This window comes from Variovorax sp. GW821-FHT10D07, from assembly GCF_059415325.1.
The window spans coordinates 336,578-352,176 of record NZ_JBWKMZ010000009.1 but is presented as its reverse complement, the minus strand read 5'-3'; the positions used below and the strand labels follow the sequence as shown (position 1 = coordinate 352,176).

The 15,599-nt window shown below is 70.8% G+C and carries 10 protein-coding genes; 3 read left to right on the top strand and 7 right to left on the bottom strand.

Translation table 11 applies throughout. From position 1 onward, the window contains the following. Positions 1 to 12: 12 nt before the first annotated feature. The 3 genes from AC07PU_RS25795 to mltA form a co-directional block, all read right to left on the bottom strand. Complete coding sequence (locus tag AC07PU_RS25795) at positions 13 to 2,058, bottom strand: PhoX family protein (protein ID WP_495321422.1); 2,046 nt, start codon at positions 2,056 to 2,058, stop codon at positions 13 to 15. 223 nt (positions 2,059 to 2,281) lie between these two features. After that, positions 2,282 to 4,510: a PhoX family protein gene (locus AC07PU_RS25790; RefSeq protein WP_495321421.1), complete on the bottom strand. Its 2,229-nt coding sequence runs from the start codon at positions 4,508 to 4,510 to the stop codon at positions 2,282 to 2,284. A 202-nt stretch (positions 4,511 to 4,712) separates the two neighbouring features. Continuing rightward, entirely contained in the window at positions 4,713 to 5,864 is a 1,152-nt protein-coding gene (mltA, locus tag AC07PU_RS25785) for a murein transglycosylase A (RefSeq protein ID WP_490877462.1), read from the bottom strand. Here mltA and AC07PU_RS25780 point away from each other — a divergent pair. The 3 genes from AC07PU_RS25780 (at position 5,863) to AC07PU_RS25770 (ending at position 7,565) form a co-directional block, all read left to right on the top strand. After that, on the top strand, positions 5,863 to 6,024 hold the full coding sequence (locus tag AC07PU_RS25780) for a hypothetical protein (RefSeq protein ID WP_296774930.1): 162 nt from the start codon (positions 5,863 to 5,865) through the stop codon (positions 6,022 to 6,024). The two genes, mltA and AC07PU_RS25780, sit on opposite strands and share 2 nt — an antisense overlap. Positions 6,025 to 6,220: 196 nt before the next feature. After that, entirely contained in the window at positions 6,221 to 6,883 is a 663-nt protein-coding gene (locus AC07PU_RS25775; RefSeq protein ID WP_057597447.1) for a YiaD family glycine zipper/OmpA-like lipoprotein, read from the top strand. A 109-nt stretch (positions 6,884 to 6,992) separates the two neighbouring features. After that, positions 6,993 to 7,565 (top strand): OmpA family protein, encoded by a 573-nt coding sequence (locus AC07PU_RS25770; RefSeq protein WP_093351397.1) that lies wholly within the window; start codon positions 6,993 to 6,995, stop codon positions 7,563 to 7,565. Positions 7,566 to 7,626: 61 nt separating this feature from the next. Here AC07PU_RS25770 and AC07PU_RS25765 read toward each other — a convergent pair whose 3' ends face one another. Genes AC07PU_RS25765 through AC07PU_RS25750 form a run of 4 tightly spaced genes read right to left on the bottom strand, consistent with a single transcriptional unit; the run spans position 7,627 to position 15,576 of the window. Then, positions 7,627 to 8,253: a response regulator transcription factor gene (locus AC07PU_RS25765; protein WP_093351399.1), complete on the bottom strand. Its 627-nt coding sequence runs from the start codon at positions 8,251 to 8,253 to the stop codon at positions 7,627 to 7,629. Between the two features lie 43 nt (positions 8,254 to 8,296). Then, positions 8,297 to 10,399 carry a two-component system sensor histidine kinase NtrB gene (locus AC07PU_RS25760; protein ID WP_093351402.1) on the bottom strand — a complete coding sequence of 701 codons (2,103 nt, stop codon included), beginning with the start codon at positions 10,397 to 10,399 and terminating at the stop codon, positions 8,297 to 8,299. 9 nt (positions 10,400 to 10,408) lie between these two features. Then, positions 10,409 to 11,224, bottom strand: coding sequence for a carbon-nitrogen hydrolase family protein (locus AC07PU_RS25755; RefSeq protein ID WP_093351404.1), 816 nt, complete (start codon positions 11,222 to 11,224; stop codon positions 10,409 to 10,411). After that, on the bottom strand, positions 11,221 to 15,576 hold the full coding sequence (locus AC07PU_RS25750; protein WP_495321420.1) for a YhdP family protein: 4,356 nt from the start codon (positions 15,574 to 15,576) through the stop codon (positions 11,221 to 11,223). Before AC07PU_RS25750 ends, AC07PU_RS25755 begins: the two co-directional genes overlap by 4 nt. Positions 15,577 to 15,599: the final 23 nt, after the last annotated feature.

The window sequence follows — 15,599 nt, the reverse complement described above, 5'->3', positions numbered from 1 at the left end:
CGGCAGGGCCGATTACTTCGAGAGCTTCAGCTGGATCGGGTCGGCCGTGAGGTAGCCGACGGCCGCAGCGTAGCGTTCCTTGTAGTTCGCGCGCACGTACGGATCGAGCGTGGCCTGGACCTTCGAGTGGATGCCGCCCCAATCGCCCGGATGCTGGAAGTTGCTCATGATGTAGGTCCAGCCGTTGATCTCGTCCACGGCATGCAGGCCGGTCGACTCGCCGCCCGCGGGGATCGACATGATGCGCGCCAGCTTCTTGGTGTCGATGTTGTACGCCCACAGGAAGTTGTTGACGTGGCTGCTGCTGTCCTCGCCGATGAACAGCGTGCGCATCTTCTCGGAGAACTTCAGGTTGTCGGGGTTGCCGATGATGTCCGGGTTCGAGGTGTTGCCCAGCGTGTCGGACGCGATGTCCTCGCCCACGATCAGGGCGCGGGTCTGGGTCGGCACCCATTCGCTGACGATCGCGGCGCCGTCGCCGTCCTTCTGGCCGCCCGCGAGGTTGTGGGCCATCACGCCACCCGCGCTGAGCTTCTTCGGCAGCGCGATGTTGGTGGCGGCGGTCCAGCCCTTGCCGCCGCTGACCATCGAGTCCTGGATGTTCTGCAGTGCCGAGTAGGCGACCTTGTCCTTGATGTTGACGGTCGTGCCTTCCATCTTGGTGAAGGCCATGCTCGCGCCCTTGAGGTTGGCGTAGCGGTGGGTCTCGAGGAAGGCGGCGGCCTTCTCCATGCCCGGCTTCAGGCGGACCCAGTTGGCCTTGCCGTCGCAGTACATCAGCGTGTAGCTGGCGTCGACCGGCGTCGCCGGGGTCAGCGGCGTGGCGTCGTTGCTGCCGTTCTGCAGGGCGTACACCACGTCGAGGATGTCAGAGGCCTTGAGCGTGTTGGCCAGGGCTTCGATCTCGGCGCTGGTGGCGTGGCCGAGCTTGATCCACGACATCTTCGTGGCGGCGGCGGCCGGGTCGATCGAGTAGCCCGCGTCGTACCTGGCGACGTAGAGCGTGCCGGCCGAGAGGTCCTTCTCCTTGTCGGCCACGAACATGAAGAAGCCGCCGTTGGTGTAGTCGTCGCCCATGATGGCGGTGCGCTGGTCGGGCATGACCTGGATCAGCTCGTGCGAGATGCGGCCCAGGCAGTAGTGCTTCTTCACGCTGCCGGTGCCGTCGGCATTGACGGTGATTTCGGGCAGGTGGCCGTAGTGGTAGGGGTTGGCCGTGGTCTCGTCGCCGAACACGTTCTTGCTGTAGGCCTTGAACATCGTGTTGGTGGAGATGCTGGCCGCGTCGGGCTCGTACTCCTCGCTCGACAGGTGGGTGCCCCAGGGCGAGAGGCTCGCGCCGCAGGTGATCCACAGGCCGTGCGCGCTCGACATGTCGACGTTGTGGTACTTCACCAGGCTGAGCTTGCCGGTGGTCTGGTCCTGGTCGAGCGTGAGCACCGCGATCGGCGAGGGCAGCGTGCCGTAGGTGTTGCCGCCGGCGAGGTCGCGCGTGGTGTATTCGAACTGCACCACGGCGAACACCGGCTTGCCCTTGACGCCGTCGACCTTGGCATTCGGCACGGTCAGCAGCGAGGTGCCGTCGGGGCTGTCGGAATAGAACTGGCGCGTGTTGATCGGCACCGACTTGTCGAGGATCGGCTGGTTCTTGATGTCGTAGTAGCCGCCGGCCAGGATCCGGCCGCCCTTGCCGTCCGGCACGAGGTCGCCGGTCAGGAAGAAGGGCTGGTAGGCGAGGCGGTATTCGGTCGAGCTGCCGTTGTCGAACGAGATCTTGAGCGTGGAACCGACCGTGGTGGTGGCCATGGCGGCCGGGTCGGCCAGCGTGGGCGCGGCCATGCCGGTGAATTCGGCCGACTTGAACTGCGCGGCCGGAGCCGGTGCTGGTGCAGGCGCGGGTGCCGGAGGAACGATGGGCAGGAAGCCGTTGCCGCCTCCGCCACCGCCGCAGGCGGTCAGGAAGGCAACGCCGCCGAGCGGCAGCATCGGTGCTGCGCTCAGCAGCTTGAGGGCGTGGCGGCGCGAGGCGCCGGACTGCGCCTTGGTGGAATCGGACATGGATTTCTCCCGAGTTGTCGTGGGGTGTCGTGGGCGACCGTGCAGCCTCTGTTTCTCTCCGCTGCCGGTCAGTCGCGAACCTTAGTTAACTACTGTGACGACGACGTGCATCGCACATGACAAGGCCATGACACCGCGCACGCGGATGTGACGACATCCGCGTGTCACTCCCACTCGGGAGCCCCATGCGCGGACCGGCGAGGCCGGTCCGCGGTACGGGGTTTCAGAGGCCGATCAGGCCGCCGTCGTCCTTGGTGATCACCAGCGTGGCCGAGCGCGGGCGGGCGGTGCCGCCCTGCGGCCAGTGGCTGCCGTACTTGCTCGGGTCGGTGGTGCCGGTGGCGGGCGGTGTCTCGCCCGGATGCTGGATGTTCACGAACAGCGCACGGCCGTCACCCGACTCGGCGATGCCGGTCAGTTCGCAGTCCTTCGGTCCCACCAGGAAACGACGCAGGCCGTCGGTACCGGGTGCCTTGCCCACGAAGGTGTTCTGCGTCAGCGTCTTCGTGCCGTCGGTGTTGGTGATCACCTTTGCACCGCCGTCGCCGAGCTTGCCCGGCAGCGCCGCCAGCAGCATGCAGTTGGTGACGTCGGTGTAGGCACCGTCGTCGGTCTGCAGCCACAGCAGGCCCGGCGCGGCGTGGCTGAACCACATGCCGTCGGGGCTCGAGAAGTCGTTGTCGGCCGAGAGCTGCGACACGTTGACATCGGCCGCGGCGGTGGAGCGCGCGCCGAACAGGTAGACGTCCCACTTGAAGCTCAGCGCCGCCGGGTCGGCGTTGTCGTCGGCGAAACGCACGATGTGGCCGTTCGGGTTGCCGATCTGGTTCGTCGTCTCGTTGTTCTTCTTGTCGTTGTAGAAGCGCGGGTTGGCGCCATCGGTGCTGCCGATCGGACGCGAGCTCGCGTTGGTGTTGGTCAGCGTCACGTAGACGTCGCCGTTCTTCGGGTTCACGGCGGTCCACTCGGGACGGTCCATCTTGGTCGCGCCGGCCGAATCGGCGGCCAGGCGCGCGTTGATCAGCACGTCGGCCGCGTCGGCGAAGGCGTAGTTGGTGTTGCTCGAGGTGATGCCGTTGACGCCGAGCTTGAGCTCGAGCCACTTGCCGGTGCCGTCGGCATCGAAGCGCGCCACGTAGAGGCGGCCGTCGTCCATGTACTTGTCGCCGGCGGCCAGGCCGCCACCGGCGTCGGCCGCATCCCAGTTCTTGGTCGAGACGAACTTGTAGATGTACTCGTTGCGCGAGTCGTCGCCCATGTACCAGACCAGCGGCTTGCCCACGACGACCGGGCCGAGGCAGGCACCTTCGTGGCCGAAGCGGCCGAGCGCGGTGCGCTTCTTCGGCGTGCTCGAGGGGTTGAAGGGGTCGATCTCGACCACCCAGCCGTAGGTGTTGTGGCCGTTGCGGTAGTCGACGGTGGCGCTGGCGCCAAGCAACTCGGTGTTCCAGCGGCCGTACTGGTTGTCGGCGGTGTCGGGCGTGACGGTAGCCCAGAGTTCGCGGCCGGTGCCGGAGACGCCATAGCGGCTGAACGACTTGCGCTCCTTGAGGCTGCGGTTCGCCTCGTCGGTGCTCGCGTCGCGGCGGAAATAGCCGGCCCAGTTCTCTTCGCAGGTCAGGTAGGTGCCCCAGGGCGTGGTGCCGTTGGCGCAGTTGTTGACCGTGCCGCGGGTCTTGCTGCCGTCGGTCGAGAACTTGGTCTTCAGGTAGTCGGTCTTGGCGGCCGGGCCCGAGAAGGTCATCTCGGTCAGCGTGTGGACGCGGCGGTTGAAGCTCGAGTCCTGCTTGTAGCTCCAGGCGTTGCCGTTCTTCACGACCTCGATCACGCTCACGCCGTGCAGGTAGAACTCGCGCTTGACCTCGTCGGCCACCGTGCGCACGCCGCCGACCACGGTCTGGCCATTGGGATGCAGGAACAGCGGCGTGATCGCTTCATGGTTCATCACCAGCAAGCCGCGCGTCGCGTTGGCGGCGTCCCACTTGTTCGAACCGTTCATGCCGAAGAAGGTCATGCCGTCGTGGTGGTCGCCGGCGCGGCGGTCGTAGGTGGCCGGATCATCGGTGCCATCGTTCTTGTACGCGGCCACGCCGGCGGCGATCGGGTCGCCCAGGCGGAAGAGCACGCTGGCGGTGTAGCCGGCGGGCACGGTGACCACGTCGGCCAGGCTCTTGGCCACGGGGTTGAAGTTGAGCTTCAGCGGTGCCGGGGGCGCGGGCGGCGGGGGGGCCGGCGCGGGCGGGGGCGGGACGATGGGCAGGAACCCACCGCTGCTGCCACCACCGCCGCAGGCCTGCAGCAGCGCGGTGCCGGCGGTGCCGACGCCCAGGCCGAACAGATGGCGGCGGCTCAGGCGCGAAGCGATCAGGTCGTTGAACGACGGGTTCTTGCTGGGATTGGTGCCGACGTCGTCGAGATCGTACGAAGGGTCGTCGCGGGTAGGTGCGGTCATGCGCGCTGTCTTTCTCGTGGGTTGGAAAAGTAACCAGCCCGCGAAGTTAGGCAGAACGAATGACAGTCCCGTGAATTACTCAGCTTCCGGTCAGGTTCAATCGATAGGCGTTTTTAAGGTTGTCACGATGCCGACATGTGGCGGCGCCAGGCAGGACGAAAAAAAAGGGGGCTGCGAGCCCCCGTGTGGATTCGATCCGGATTCAAGGCGGCGGCAGCTGCTTCGGCCACAGCGCCCACAGGCGCAGCGACTGGTTCATGCTCGCCGCGAAGCGCCCGGCATCGGCGCCGGTGCCCGCGAAATAGTCGGCGCGCACCGCGCCGACGATGGCGCTGCCGGTGTCCTGCGCCACCACCAGCTTCTGCAGCTGCGCGGACGGGCCGGCCGAGGCCAGCCACACCGGCGTGCCGTAGGGAATGCTCTCGCGGTCGACCGCGATCGAGCGGCCCGCGGTCAGCGGCACGCCCTGGGCGCCGCGCGGGCCGAAGGCCGCGTCGACCTCGTTCAGGTCCTCCTCGCGGAAGAACACGTAGCGCGGGTTGCTCCACAGCAGTTGCGACACGCGCTGCGGGTTCTGCGCCACCCAGGCCTTGGTGTCGTCGGGCCAGCGGCTGACCCGGCTCACGCCCTGCGACATCAGCCACTGCTGCACGCTGCGGTAGGGCTGCTCGTTGGTGCCGGCGAAGGCCATGCGCACGGTGCGCTGCGAGCCGTCGGGCTCGGTCAGGCGCAGCCGGCCCGAGCCCTGGATGTGCAGCATCAGCGCGTCGATGGGGTCGGCCATCCAGGCGATCTCGCGGCCGCGCAGCGCGGCCTGGGCCTCGGGCAGGGTCTCGATCTCCTGGCGCGTGTACCAGGGACGGCGCGGCACGAAGCCCGCGGGCACCTGGTAGAGCGGCACGTTGAACTGCGCGGTCGGTACGCGCGAGGCCTCGTACACCGGCTCGTAGTAGCTGGTGAGCTTGCCCTCGCTCGAACCGGCCAGCGACTCGACGCGGTAGGGCTGCAGCCGCTGGGTCATCCACTGGCGCTGCTCGTCGAGGGTCGCGATCGCGAGCTGGCGCACCTCGCGGCACAGCGGCGCGAAAGCGGCGTTGGGCCGCGAGCAGTTCGCCACCAGCGCGATCCAGGCCTCGTGCAGCGGGTCCTCGCCGAAGCCCGGCAGCTCGGCCCAGCCGACGGGCACCCAGCGGCTCTTGGGATGGGCCATCGATCCGGTGAGGGGGCCGAGGTCGCGCGGCGGCTGCACGACGGGGGGGCGGGCGGGGGTGTCGGGCACGCGCGGCCCGACGGAGCAGCCGGCCAGCGTTGCTACGATCGCGAGCCCAACCAGCCACTGGAGTCCATTTCTCATGGGTTTGATTTTGCTTGAAGCCCTCGCGGCCGGACTCCTGTTCATCGGCATCGTCTGGTGGACCATGTTCTCGGGCCGCAAGAAGGGCGAGTTGCACGAGGAGGACGAGCCCGGGGCGAGGGACGCGAAGGACGAACAAGACCCGCCGCCGCATCCGTGAATTGCTCGTGCAGTCCCGGGTCGACGCGCACTGTCGGAGAACGCCCTCCGGGCTATTACTTTGGTAGCAACCTATCGAGCAATCACGGGCCCTATCACGGCTTTCGGTGTTTCAGAGAGGCCTCGGAAGCCGTACCATCTCAGCCGCCGCAAGGCTAAGCTGTGCCCGCTTTGAATCAACCTCGAAAGGGATCGCCATGAAGAAACTCGTACTCGCCACCACCTCGCTCGCCATCGTTCTCGCGGGCTGTGCAGGCGGCGGCATGTCCGACACGCAGCGCAACACCGCCATCGGCGCGGGCGCGGGCGCACTGGGTGGCGCCGTCATCGGCTCCGCCACCGGCGGCAACCGCGGGGCGATCGGCACCGGTGCCGTGGTCGGCGCGGCGGCCGGCGCGCTCGGCGGCTACCTGTGGTCGCAGCGCATGGAAGCGCAGAAGCGCCAGATGGAAGCCGCCACGCAGGGCACCGGCGTGGCCGTCACGCAAACCCCCAACAACGAGCTCAAGCTCGCGATCCCGAGCGACGTCTCCTTCGACGTGGGCCGCTCGAACATCAAGCCCAACTTCGCGCCGGTGCTCGACCAGTTCGCCAGCGGCCTGCGCAACAACCCGGCCGCCGAGGTGCGCATCATCGGCCACACCGACAGCACCGGCTCCGACGCCATCAACAACCCGCTGTCGGTCGACCGTGCCGCGAGCACGCGCGACTACCTGGTGGCGCGCGGCGTGAACGCGGCCATCTTCCGCATCGAGGGCCGCGGCTCGCACGAGCCGATCGCCGACAACAACAGCGACGCGGGCCGGGCGCAGAACCGCCGCGTCGAGATCTACGTCGGCGAGCGCGGACCGCGCGGCTGACCCCCGGTCGGCCGCCGAGGCGGCCGATCACCCGCAGGGAAGGCAGGCGTGCCGGACCACCGGCACCCACATCCACGTCTTGTCCAATGGTTCACCCGAGGGAATATTCATGAGGAAGCTCGTTGTTTCGAGCGCGGCCGCTGCCGTGCTGTTGTTCGTCGCCGGTTGCGCTTCGCAATCGTCCACGCCACCGGCCGACGGGGCCGCGCCCGCCGCCAAGACCGAGGCCCCCGCCGGCAACAGCTGGACCGCACGGCTGGCCACGTTGAAGACCGACCTGGAAACCGCCACCAAGGGCACCGGCGTGGTGATCGAGCAGACGGCCGACAACCAGCTGCACCTCGTGATCCCGAACGAGCTGTCGTTCGACACCGGCCGCGCCAACGTGAAGCGCAACCTCGCGCAGGTGCTCGACAAGGTCGCCGACGGCCTGAAGAGCGCCACCGCCGCCAGCGTGCGCGTGATCGGCCACACCGACAACACCGGCAGCGAGGAAGGCAACGAGCGCCTCTCGGTGAGCCGCGCCGACAGCGTGCGCAACCACCTGGTGGGCCGCGGCGTGTCGACCACCGCCATCACCACCGACGGCCGCGGCTCGCGCGAGCCGGTGGCCGACAACGGCACGGTGGCCGGCCGCGCGCAGAACCGCCGCGTCGAACTGTTCGTGGCCGAGAAGGCCTGAGCACCGGCCCGACCGGCGCATCGCCAGCCCTCCCCTCGCAGAGGGCTTTTTTACGCGCGGCTCAGAGCCCGCGCAGCTTGTTCGCGAGCTCGACCGCCGACTTCACTTCCATCTTGTCGAACACGCGTGCGCGGTGGACCTCCACCGTGCGCACGCTGATCGCGAGCTGGTCGGCGATCAGCTTGTTCGGCAGCCCCTCGATCACCAGCCGCATCACGTCGCGCTCGCGCTCGGTCAGTTCGGCGATGCGGTCGGACAGCCCGCGGCGCGCGCGCCGCGCCTCGAGCGCGTCCTGCGAGAGCAGCAGCGCCTGCTCGATGCGGTCGACCAGCGCGTTGTCGGAGAAGGGCTTCTCGCAGAAGTCGAAGGCGCCGCGCTTGACCGCATCGACCGCGGTCGGCACGTCGGCATGGCCGGTCAGGAAGATCACGGGCAGGGCCGTGAGCAGGCCGCGCTCGACCAGCCGGTCGAACAGCACCAGCCCGCTGGTGCCGGGCATGCGCACGTCGAGCAGCAGGCACAGCGGCTGCTCGGGCAGCGGGCCTTCGGCCAGGCGCTGCTCGAAGGCCTCGGCGCTGCCGTAGTGCTCGCTCGCGAGCCGGCGCGAACGCAGCAGCCAGGCCAGCGCCTCGCGCACGCTGGCGTCGTCGTCGACGATGAAGATCAGGCCATCGATCAGCGGTTGCATATCGGTCGGGAAGGAAATCGAAAGGGTGGCGGGGGCGACGGCCTCAGGCCGCGGCCGGGAGGGTAAACCGGAACACGGTGCCGCGCGGCCGATTCGGCTCGAACATCAGCGCGCCGCCATGCTGCTCGACCACGGTGCGGCACAGGCTCAGGCCCAGCCCCATGCCGTCGGCGCGGGTGGTGAAGAAGGGCGTGAACAGGCGCGCGGCGACCTCCTCGCCGATGCCGCTGCCGAGGTCGGCCACCGAGAACTCGAGCCAGCGCCGCGCGTCGTCGACGCCGCTGCCGCCGACCGCCACCGCGCGCGCCACGCGCAGCCGCAGCACGCGGTTGCCGATGTTGTCGGCCGTGTCCATGGCCTGCATCGCATTGCGCGCGAGGTTCAGCAGCACCTGCTCGACCAGCGTGCGGTCGCACATCGCGGCCGGCAGCCGGTCCTCGAGCACCACCTCGATGATCACGCCGAGCTTGCGCGCCTGCAGCCGCACCAGCGGCAGCACGGCATCGATCAGCGCCTGCGGCGCCACCGCCTCGCGCGTGCGGTCGCGCCGGCGCACGAAGTCGTGCACGCTGCGGATCACCTGGCCCGCGCGGTCGGCCTGCTCGGCGATGCGGCGCACCGCCATCGCCACCTCGCCCTGCTCGCCGCGCGCGTCGGGGCCGAGCATGTTGAGCGAACCGGTGGCGTAGCTGGCGATCGCGGCCAGCGGCTGCGTGAGCTCGTGGCTCAGCAGCGAGGCCATCTCGCCCACGGTGGCCAGCCGCGCGCTGGCCTGCAGCCGCTCCTGACTGGCGCGCGACAGCTCCTCGATGCGGCGCTGCTCGCTGACGTCGATGAAGGCGCTCATCCAGCCGGTCTGCACGCGCTGCGCGTTGAGCAGCGGCGCCTCGAAGATCAGCACCGGAAAGCGGGTGCCGTCCTTGCGCATGAAGACCGACTCGAAGCCCTCGCGCGGCGGCATGCCGCCGGCCAGCCGGCGCGCCTGGCGCTGCTGGTACTCGTGCGCGAGCTCGGTCGGCCAGTAGGGCGCGTCGTTGGCCTCGCGCGCCATCAGCTCCTCGGCGCTGAAGCCCACCATCTCGCAGAAGGCCGGGTTGACGTAGGTGATGCGGCCCTGCAGGTCGCGCGCGCGCAGGCCGGTGATGACCGAGTCCTCCATCGCCTTGCGGAAGGCCAGCGAATCGGCGAGATCGCGCTCGGCGCGCAGGCGCCGCCGCGTGTCGCGCGCCAGCAGCACCAGCACCGACACCAGCGCGATCGAGATCGCCGTGACCAGCGCGGTCAGCACGTTCGGGAACAGGTCGGGCGCGGAGCGCCAGCCGTCCACGCGCAGCATCAGCGCGGCGCCGGGCAGGTCGATCAGCTGCTGCGAGGTGAACACGCGCGTGCCGACGCGGCGCGCGGTGCCGATGGCCACGAGGCGCGTGCCGTCGGTCTCGGTGAAGGCCACCTCCTGGCCGCGCGTGAGCGTCGGGCCGACCAGTTCGGCCAGCGTGTCGCGCAGCGAGTAGCTGGCCACCAGGAAGCCGCCGCCGGTGTCCATCGGCACGCACAGCTCCATCACCTCCATGCCGCCACCGCCGCCCAGCGGCACGTAGTGGCTCGGCGAATAGGCCGGCGTGCCGAGCTTGCGCGCGGCGGCGCAGGCCAGCGAGACGTCGGACTGCTCGGCCGTGCGGCTCGCGGGATCGAGCACGTGCAGCCGGTAGGGCGTGTCGACCGCGTCGAGCGTGCGCAGCCGCGCGTCGCGCCACTCGAGCCGCAGCCACTCGCGGTGCTCGCGCAGCAGCGCGGCCGCGGCCTCGGGCCAGTGCGAGCGGTCGGGGCCGGGCGCCTGCGTGGCGCGCAGGCTCTGGGCATTGCGCTGCAGGCCGCTGCGCAGGTCGGTCACGGCGTCGGCGGTGTCGCGGTCGAGCGCGGCCTGCACCTGCTCGACCTCGTGCTTGCCCGCGAGCCAGACCACGGTGACCAGCAGCGCCAGCACCAGGATCGCGAGCAGCAGCCAGAGGAACCAGCGCTGCCACAGCGAGCGCAGCCGCGCGAAGCCGACGACGAGGCGGCGGTAGGGCGGCACCGGCAGCGGTGGCGGCGCATAGGCCGGCTCCGGCGCGCCGGGCACCGCGAGATCGGCCGCATCCACCGCCATGCCGCGCCCCTAGAGGATGCGGTGCGACAGCGCGGGCAGCTGCGTGCGCGCGCGCTCGACCTGGGCGGTGTCGATGTCGAACAGCACCACGCCCTCCTCGCTCGCCTGCTGCGCCACCACCGTGCCCCAGGGATCGACGATCAGCGACTGGCCCCAGGTGCGGCGGCCGTTCTCGTGCGTGCCGCCCTGGGCGGGCGCGACCACCCAGGCCAGGTTCTCGATGGCGCGCGCGCGCAGCAGCACCTCCCAGTGCGCGGCGCCCGTGGTGTGGGTGAAGGCGCTGGGCACCAGCAGCAGGTCGGCGCCCTGGCGCGAGAGCGCGCGGTAGAGCTCGGGAAAGCGCAGGTCGTAGCACACGCTCAGGCCGATGCGCCAGGCATGGCCGTCGCGCGAGGGCAGCTCGAACAGCACCGGCTCGGCGCCCGGCGCGATCACGCGGCGCTCGTCGAAGCGCTCGCGCCCGTTGTCGAAGAAGAACAGGTGGATCTTGTCGTAGCGCGCCACGCACTTGCCCTCGGGCGAGAAGGCCAGCGAGCTGTTGAACACGTGGTCGGCATCGGTGCTCTCGATCGGCAGCGTGCCGCCGACGATCCACAGGCCGAACTCGCGCGCCGCGTCGGCCAGGAAGCCCTGCACCGTGCCCGCGCCGGCGGTCTCGCGCAGGCCCAGCTTGTCGGTGTCGCGCGCGCCCATCATGCAGAAGTACTCGGGCAACACCGCGAGCTCGGCGCCCTCGGCGGCGGCGCGCGCGAGCAGGTCGTGCGCGCGCGCCAGGTTGGCTTCGCGGGCGATGGCCGACACCATCTGGATGGCTGCGACTTTCATTGCGTGGTCTCCGGTCTCCTGCCTTCGCCCGCGGCCGGCAGCCCCGGGATGCCCGGCAGGCTGGGAAGCGCCGGCAGGTGCGGCAGGTTGTTCGAAATGTTGGGCAGCAGCGGACGCGCCACCTTCGCTATTTTGGGGTCGGCCCAGGTGCCCTCGATCTGGAACTCCTGCGTGGCCGCGCTCGACAGCGGCTTGCTCAGCACCCACTGCGCGAGGAAGGTGCCCAGGCCGATGGCCGGATTGATCGCGGTCGCGACCAGCGCGGCGGTGCCGGCGTTGATCTCGGGCACCACCACCACGCGCAGGTTCTGCGTCTCGTGGACGATGTCGGCCGAGCCGTCCATCAGCGCGGCGGCGTTCACGCCCTTCATCTGCAGGTTGTTGGTGCTCGCGGTGCCGTTCGCGATCTTCGCGTCGCCGCGGATGAAGTCGAAGGCGAAGCCCTGGCTGAACACGTCGCGGAAGTCGAGCGTGAGCCGGCGCGGCAGCGCCTGCAGGCTCAGCACGCCGAGCAACTTGGCGAGACCCGGGTCGGCCTTGAGGAACTGGCCCGATTCGACGTTCACGCCGAGCTGGCCGCCCAGACTCGGGTAGTCGATGGAGAACGGCGAGCCGCGCCAGTCGACGTTGCCCTCGAGCCGGCCGTTGCCGCGCCGCAGCACGCCGGGCATGCCGAAGCGCCCGAGCAGGCTGCCGGCATCGTTGATGTCGAGCCGGAAGGTCATGGCGGTGCGGCGCTGCTCGGCGCGGCCCCCGCCACCCGAACCCGGGACCGCGGCCCAGGTGCCCTTGGCCGCGAAGCTGGCCTCGGGCATGGTGAAGCTCAGCCGGTTGAGCAGCCACTCGCGGCCCACACCGCCGCGGTTGACCGCATCGATCTCGGCCCGGCCCAGGCGCTTGCCGAGCAGCTCGAAGTCGTCGACCACGATGTCGAGCGCGGGCAGGGTGCTGGGCTGCTCGTCGAGCAGGGCCTCGACCTGGGTCGCCTCGGTCGGCGCGATCTTCAGCCGCGCGAGCCGCGCATAGAGCCGGCCGGCCTGGGTGTGGCGGTACTCGGCATAGCCGCTGAGCTCGGTGGCGTCGATGTTGGCGCGCCACAGTGCGCCGTCGCGCGTGCCGCCGAGCACCACCTCGTGCAGGGTGCGGCCCGCCACGCTGAGCTGCTGCGCGCGCACCGCGATGCGCGTGGGCAGGTAGGGCGAGGCCTCGTCGCCGGCCGCGGCCTGCATGTCGGCCGGGCCGGTGCCGGCCGCTTCGCCGAAGGCCGCCTGCCAGGCCGCCATGTCGAGCCGCGCGAGGTTGATGTTGGCGAGCACGCCGCGCTCGGGCACGCTCGCGGTCTCGTTGGCCGCGAGGCCGACCGCGATGGCGCCGCGCAGCACGCGTGGCTCGCTGCCCGAGATGTCGCGCACGTACTGCACCGAGCCGACGCGGCCGATCTCCAGGCCGATCTGGTCCTGCGTGGCGACGCTGGCCGCGCCCGCGCTGCCCGCCGTGCCGGCGCGCGCCTCGCGCTGCACGATCTTCTTCTCGATGCGCAGCGGCATCTGCTCCTCGGCGCTCTTCGCGAGCGGCGCCGGCAGCTGCAGCGCCAGGCCCTGCAGGCTGCTGGCGACCGAGAACTCGGAGGCACCCTCGCGCATCGAGAAGCTCGCGGTGTAAGGCGTGCTGCCGGTGGCCTTCTTCGCCAGCCGCGCGAGCCAGTCGACCTCGCGCGCGGCGCGCATGCCTTCGGCGCTGACGTTGCCCTGCGCGCGGATCGCGAGCTCGTGGCTCGCGGCCGGGCCGGTGTAGCGGCCGCGGCCGTCGATGCGCACGTCGCCGCCGAGCAGCCGGGCCTGCACGCCGGCCAGCGCGAAGCCGGTCTCGGTGAAGTTCAGCGTGCCCTTGGTCTGGGTCAGCAGCGGCGCCTCGGGCACCGGCTGCACCTCGTTGTTGTCGCCGAAGGCCACACTGGCCTGCACCTTCGCCTTGTCCATGGCCTCGAGCGGCAGCTCGAGGTGCAGCTTGTAGTCGGCCACGCCGTTGGCGCGCACGCCGCGCAGGAACTCGCCGGCATCGCCGGCCAGCGGCGCGCCCACGCGCAGCAGCTCGCCCAGCGGCCCGCGCGCCTGCGCGTCGACCTTGAGCAGCGCGGCGTGGTGCGACATGTCGGCGATCTGGGCCTCGGCCTTCGACACCTCGATGGCGGTGGCGCCCGCGAGCCGGCCGCGCGCGTTGCGCACCTGCATGCCGGCGCGCTCGAAGATCAGCTCGCCCGACAGGCCGGTGATCGCGGGCCACTGGGCCACGCTGGGCGCGGCGACGGTCGGCGGGGTGGGCGCGGCGGCGACGCGGGAGGCCGCGGTGCCGCGCGCGGGCGCCGGTGCGGCGGCCGCGGCAGTGGCGGCCGCGGGCACGTGCGGCGGCGCATAGGCGTAGTACACGTCCTGCACCTTGGCCGCGATGCGGAACTCGCCGAGCCGCGGGTCCATGAAGGGCATGTCGTGCAGGTCGCCGCGCACGCGGAAGTCGACGCTGCTCGCGACGCCCTTGGTGACCGCGTCGCGCACGTAGTCGCGCGTGTGCTGCGGGATGTCGAGCGGCAGGTAGCGAAAGACCCGCGTGCCGTCGGCCCGGGTCAGCTTGCCGCGCAGGTCGAGCACGCCGGGAAAGCGCGCCTTGCTGCTCGAGGTGGCCGGGTCGCTGGTGCGCCAGCTGGCCTCGGCATCGCCCTCGGCATCGACGTTGGCGAAGCGCAGCTTCGACACCTGCAGCTGCGTGTTGCCGTTGTCGATCTTCCACTGCAGCTGGGCCGAGAGCCGGTCGACCGGGATCGCGGGCTCCTCGAACACGCCGGGGAATTCGAGCCCGCCCTGCGCGATCGCAAGCGTGGCACTGCCGCCCGCGTGGGTGGCGTCGAAGTCGAGCGTGGCGCCGCTGAGGCCGGGGGAGCCGGGATGCACGCGCGGGGGCACCGCCGCGGTGGCCGTGGTGCTCGCCGAAGGTGCGGAAGGCGTCGGGGCGGGCGGCTTGGCGGCGGGCGTGGCGGGCGCGGCAGCAGGGGTCTCGGCCGGCGCGGCGCCGGCCTGCGAGGCGATGCGCAGCCCGCTGACGCGCCCCTTGGCCTGGTAGCGGTCGGGCGCGCCCAGCGAGCCCTGCCAGTTCAGGTCGATGCGCTCGACCAGCCCGCGCGGGCCGTAGGCATCGAGCACGCGGTGGGTGGCGTCTCCGAGCGGCAGCCGGTCGGCGATGAGCGCCAGCGCCGCGAGGTCGAGCCGGTCGGCACGCAGCGCGCCGTGCTCGGGCGTGCGGCCCTTGGCGGGCGTGTGCTGCAGCCAGAGATTGCCGCCGGGCCAGCGCAGGCCGTCGGCGGTGTCGAACTGCAGCGCGGTGGTCGAGAACTCCATCGTGTCGACCGTGAGCCGGCCCGCGAGCCGGCCCGTGACCGCGCGCAGCACCAGCGGCTGCAGCCCCTTGCCGAGCGAGGCATCGACCCGGTCGAGCCCGAGGTCGGCGGCGGCGCCGACGATCTGGCCGTCGTCCACGTCGGCCCACAGCCGCAGCGCGCCGTTGCCCTCGCGGATGCGTGCATCGATCGATACGTAGCGCCCGAGCCGGGTCACGTCGATGTAGGGCAGGTCGGCGTAGATCTGGCCGTCCCAGGTCTGCCAGCGGCCGGTGCGCACCGACAGCAGCGGCTGGCGGAACTGGCCGCGCAGCGTGAAGCGCTCGCCCCAGCCGGCCGGCGGCGTGGCGTCGAGCCGCAGGCCGTGGCGGCGGCCGCCGTTGCGCGCCACGAAGCGCACGTCGGTCAGCATCAGCGGCTCGGCCTGGCGCTGCTCGTCGGTCCAGCGCACCGTGCCGCCCTCGATCACCAGTTCGCGCTGCGCGAAAAACCAGTCGGCGGCGCGGGTTTCTCCGGTCGTATCGGTCGACATGTGCAGGCCCGCGACATGGAGTTTTCCCTGAGCGTCGCGGCGCACGTCGAGCGCCGGGCCCTCGATGTAGAGCTGCTCGAAATTGAAGCGCCACAGCGAGCGCGGCGAGACGCTGGCCACCACGCGCACGAGGCGCAGCGCCTCGCGCTGCTGCGCGTCCTGCAGCACCACGTCGCGCAACTCGAAGGCGGGGAACAGGCTGCCCGAGCGGGCCGTGATCGAACCGATGCGCACCGGCACCCCGATCGCCTTGCTGGCCTGCGCCTCCAGCGCACCACGGTAATCGCCGATTCGCGGCACAATCCACGCGTGCAGGACCACGACTGCCAGGGCCAGGAGAAGCCACGCAGCCACGAGAAGACCCAGGAGCCAGCGCGCCGTCACAGCGGTGATCTTGAGCAGACGTGAAGGGGAAGACACCGTGTCGTTCATTGAGGATCGCGCTGTGCCGGGAA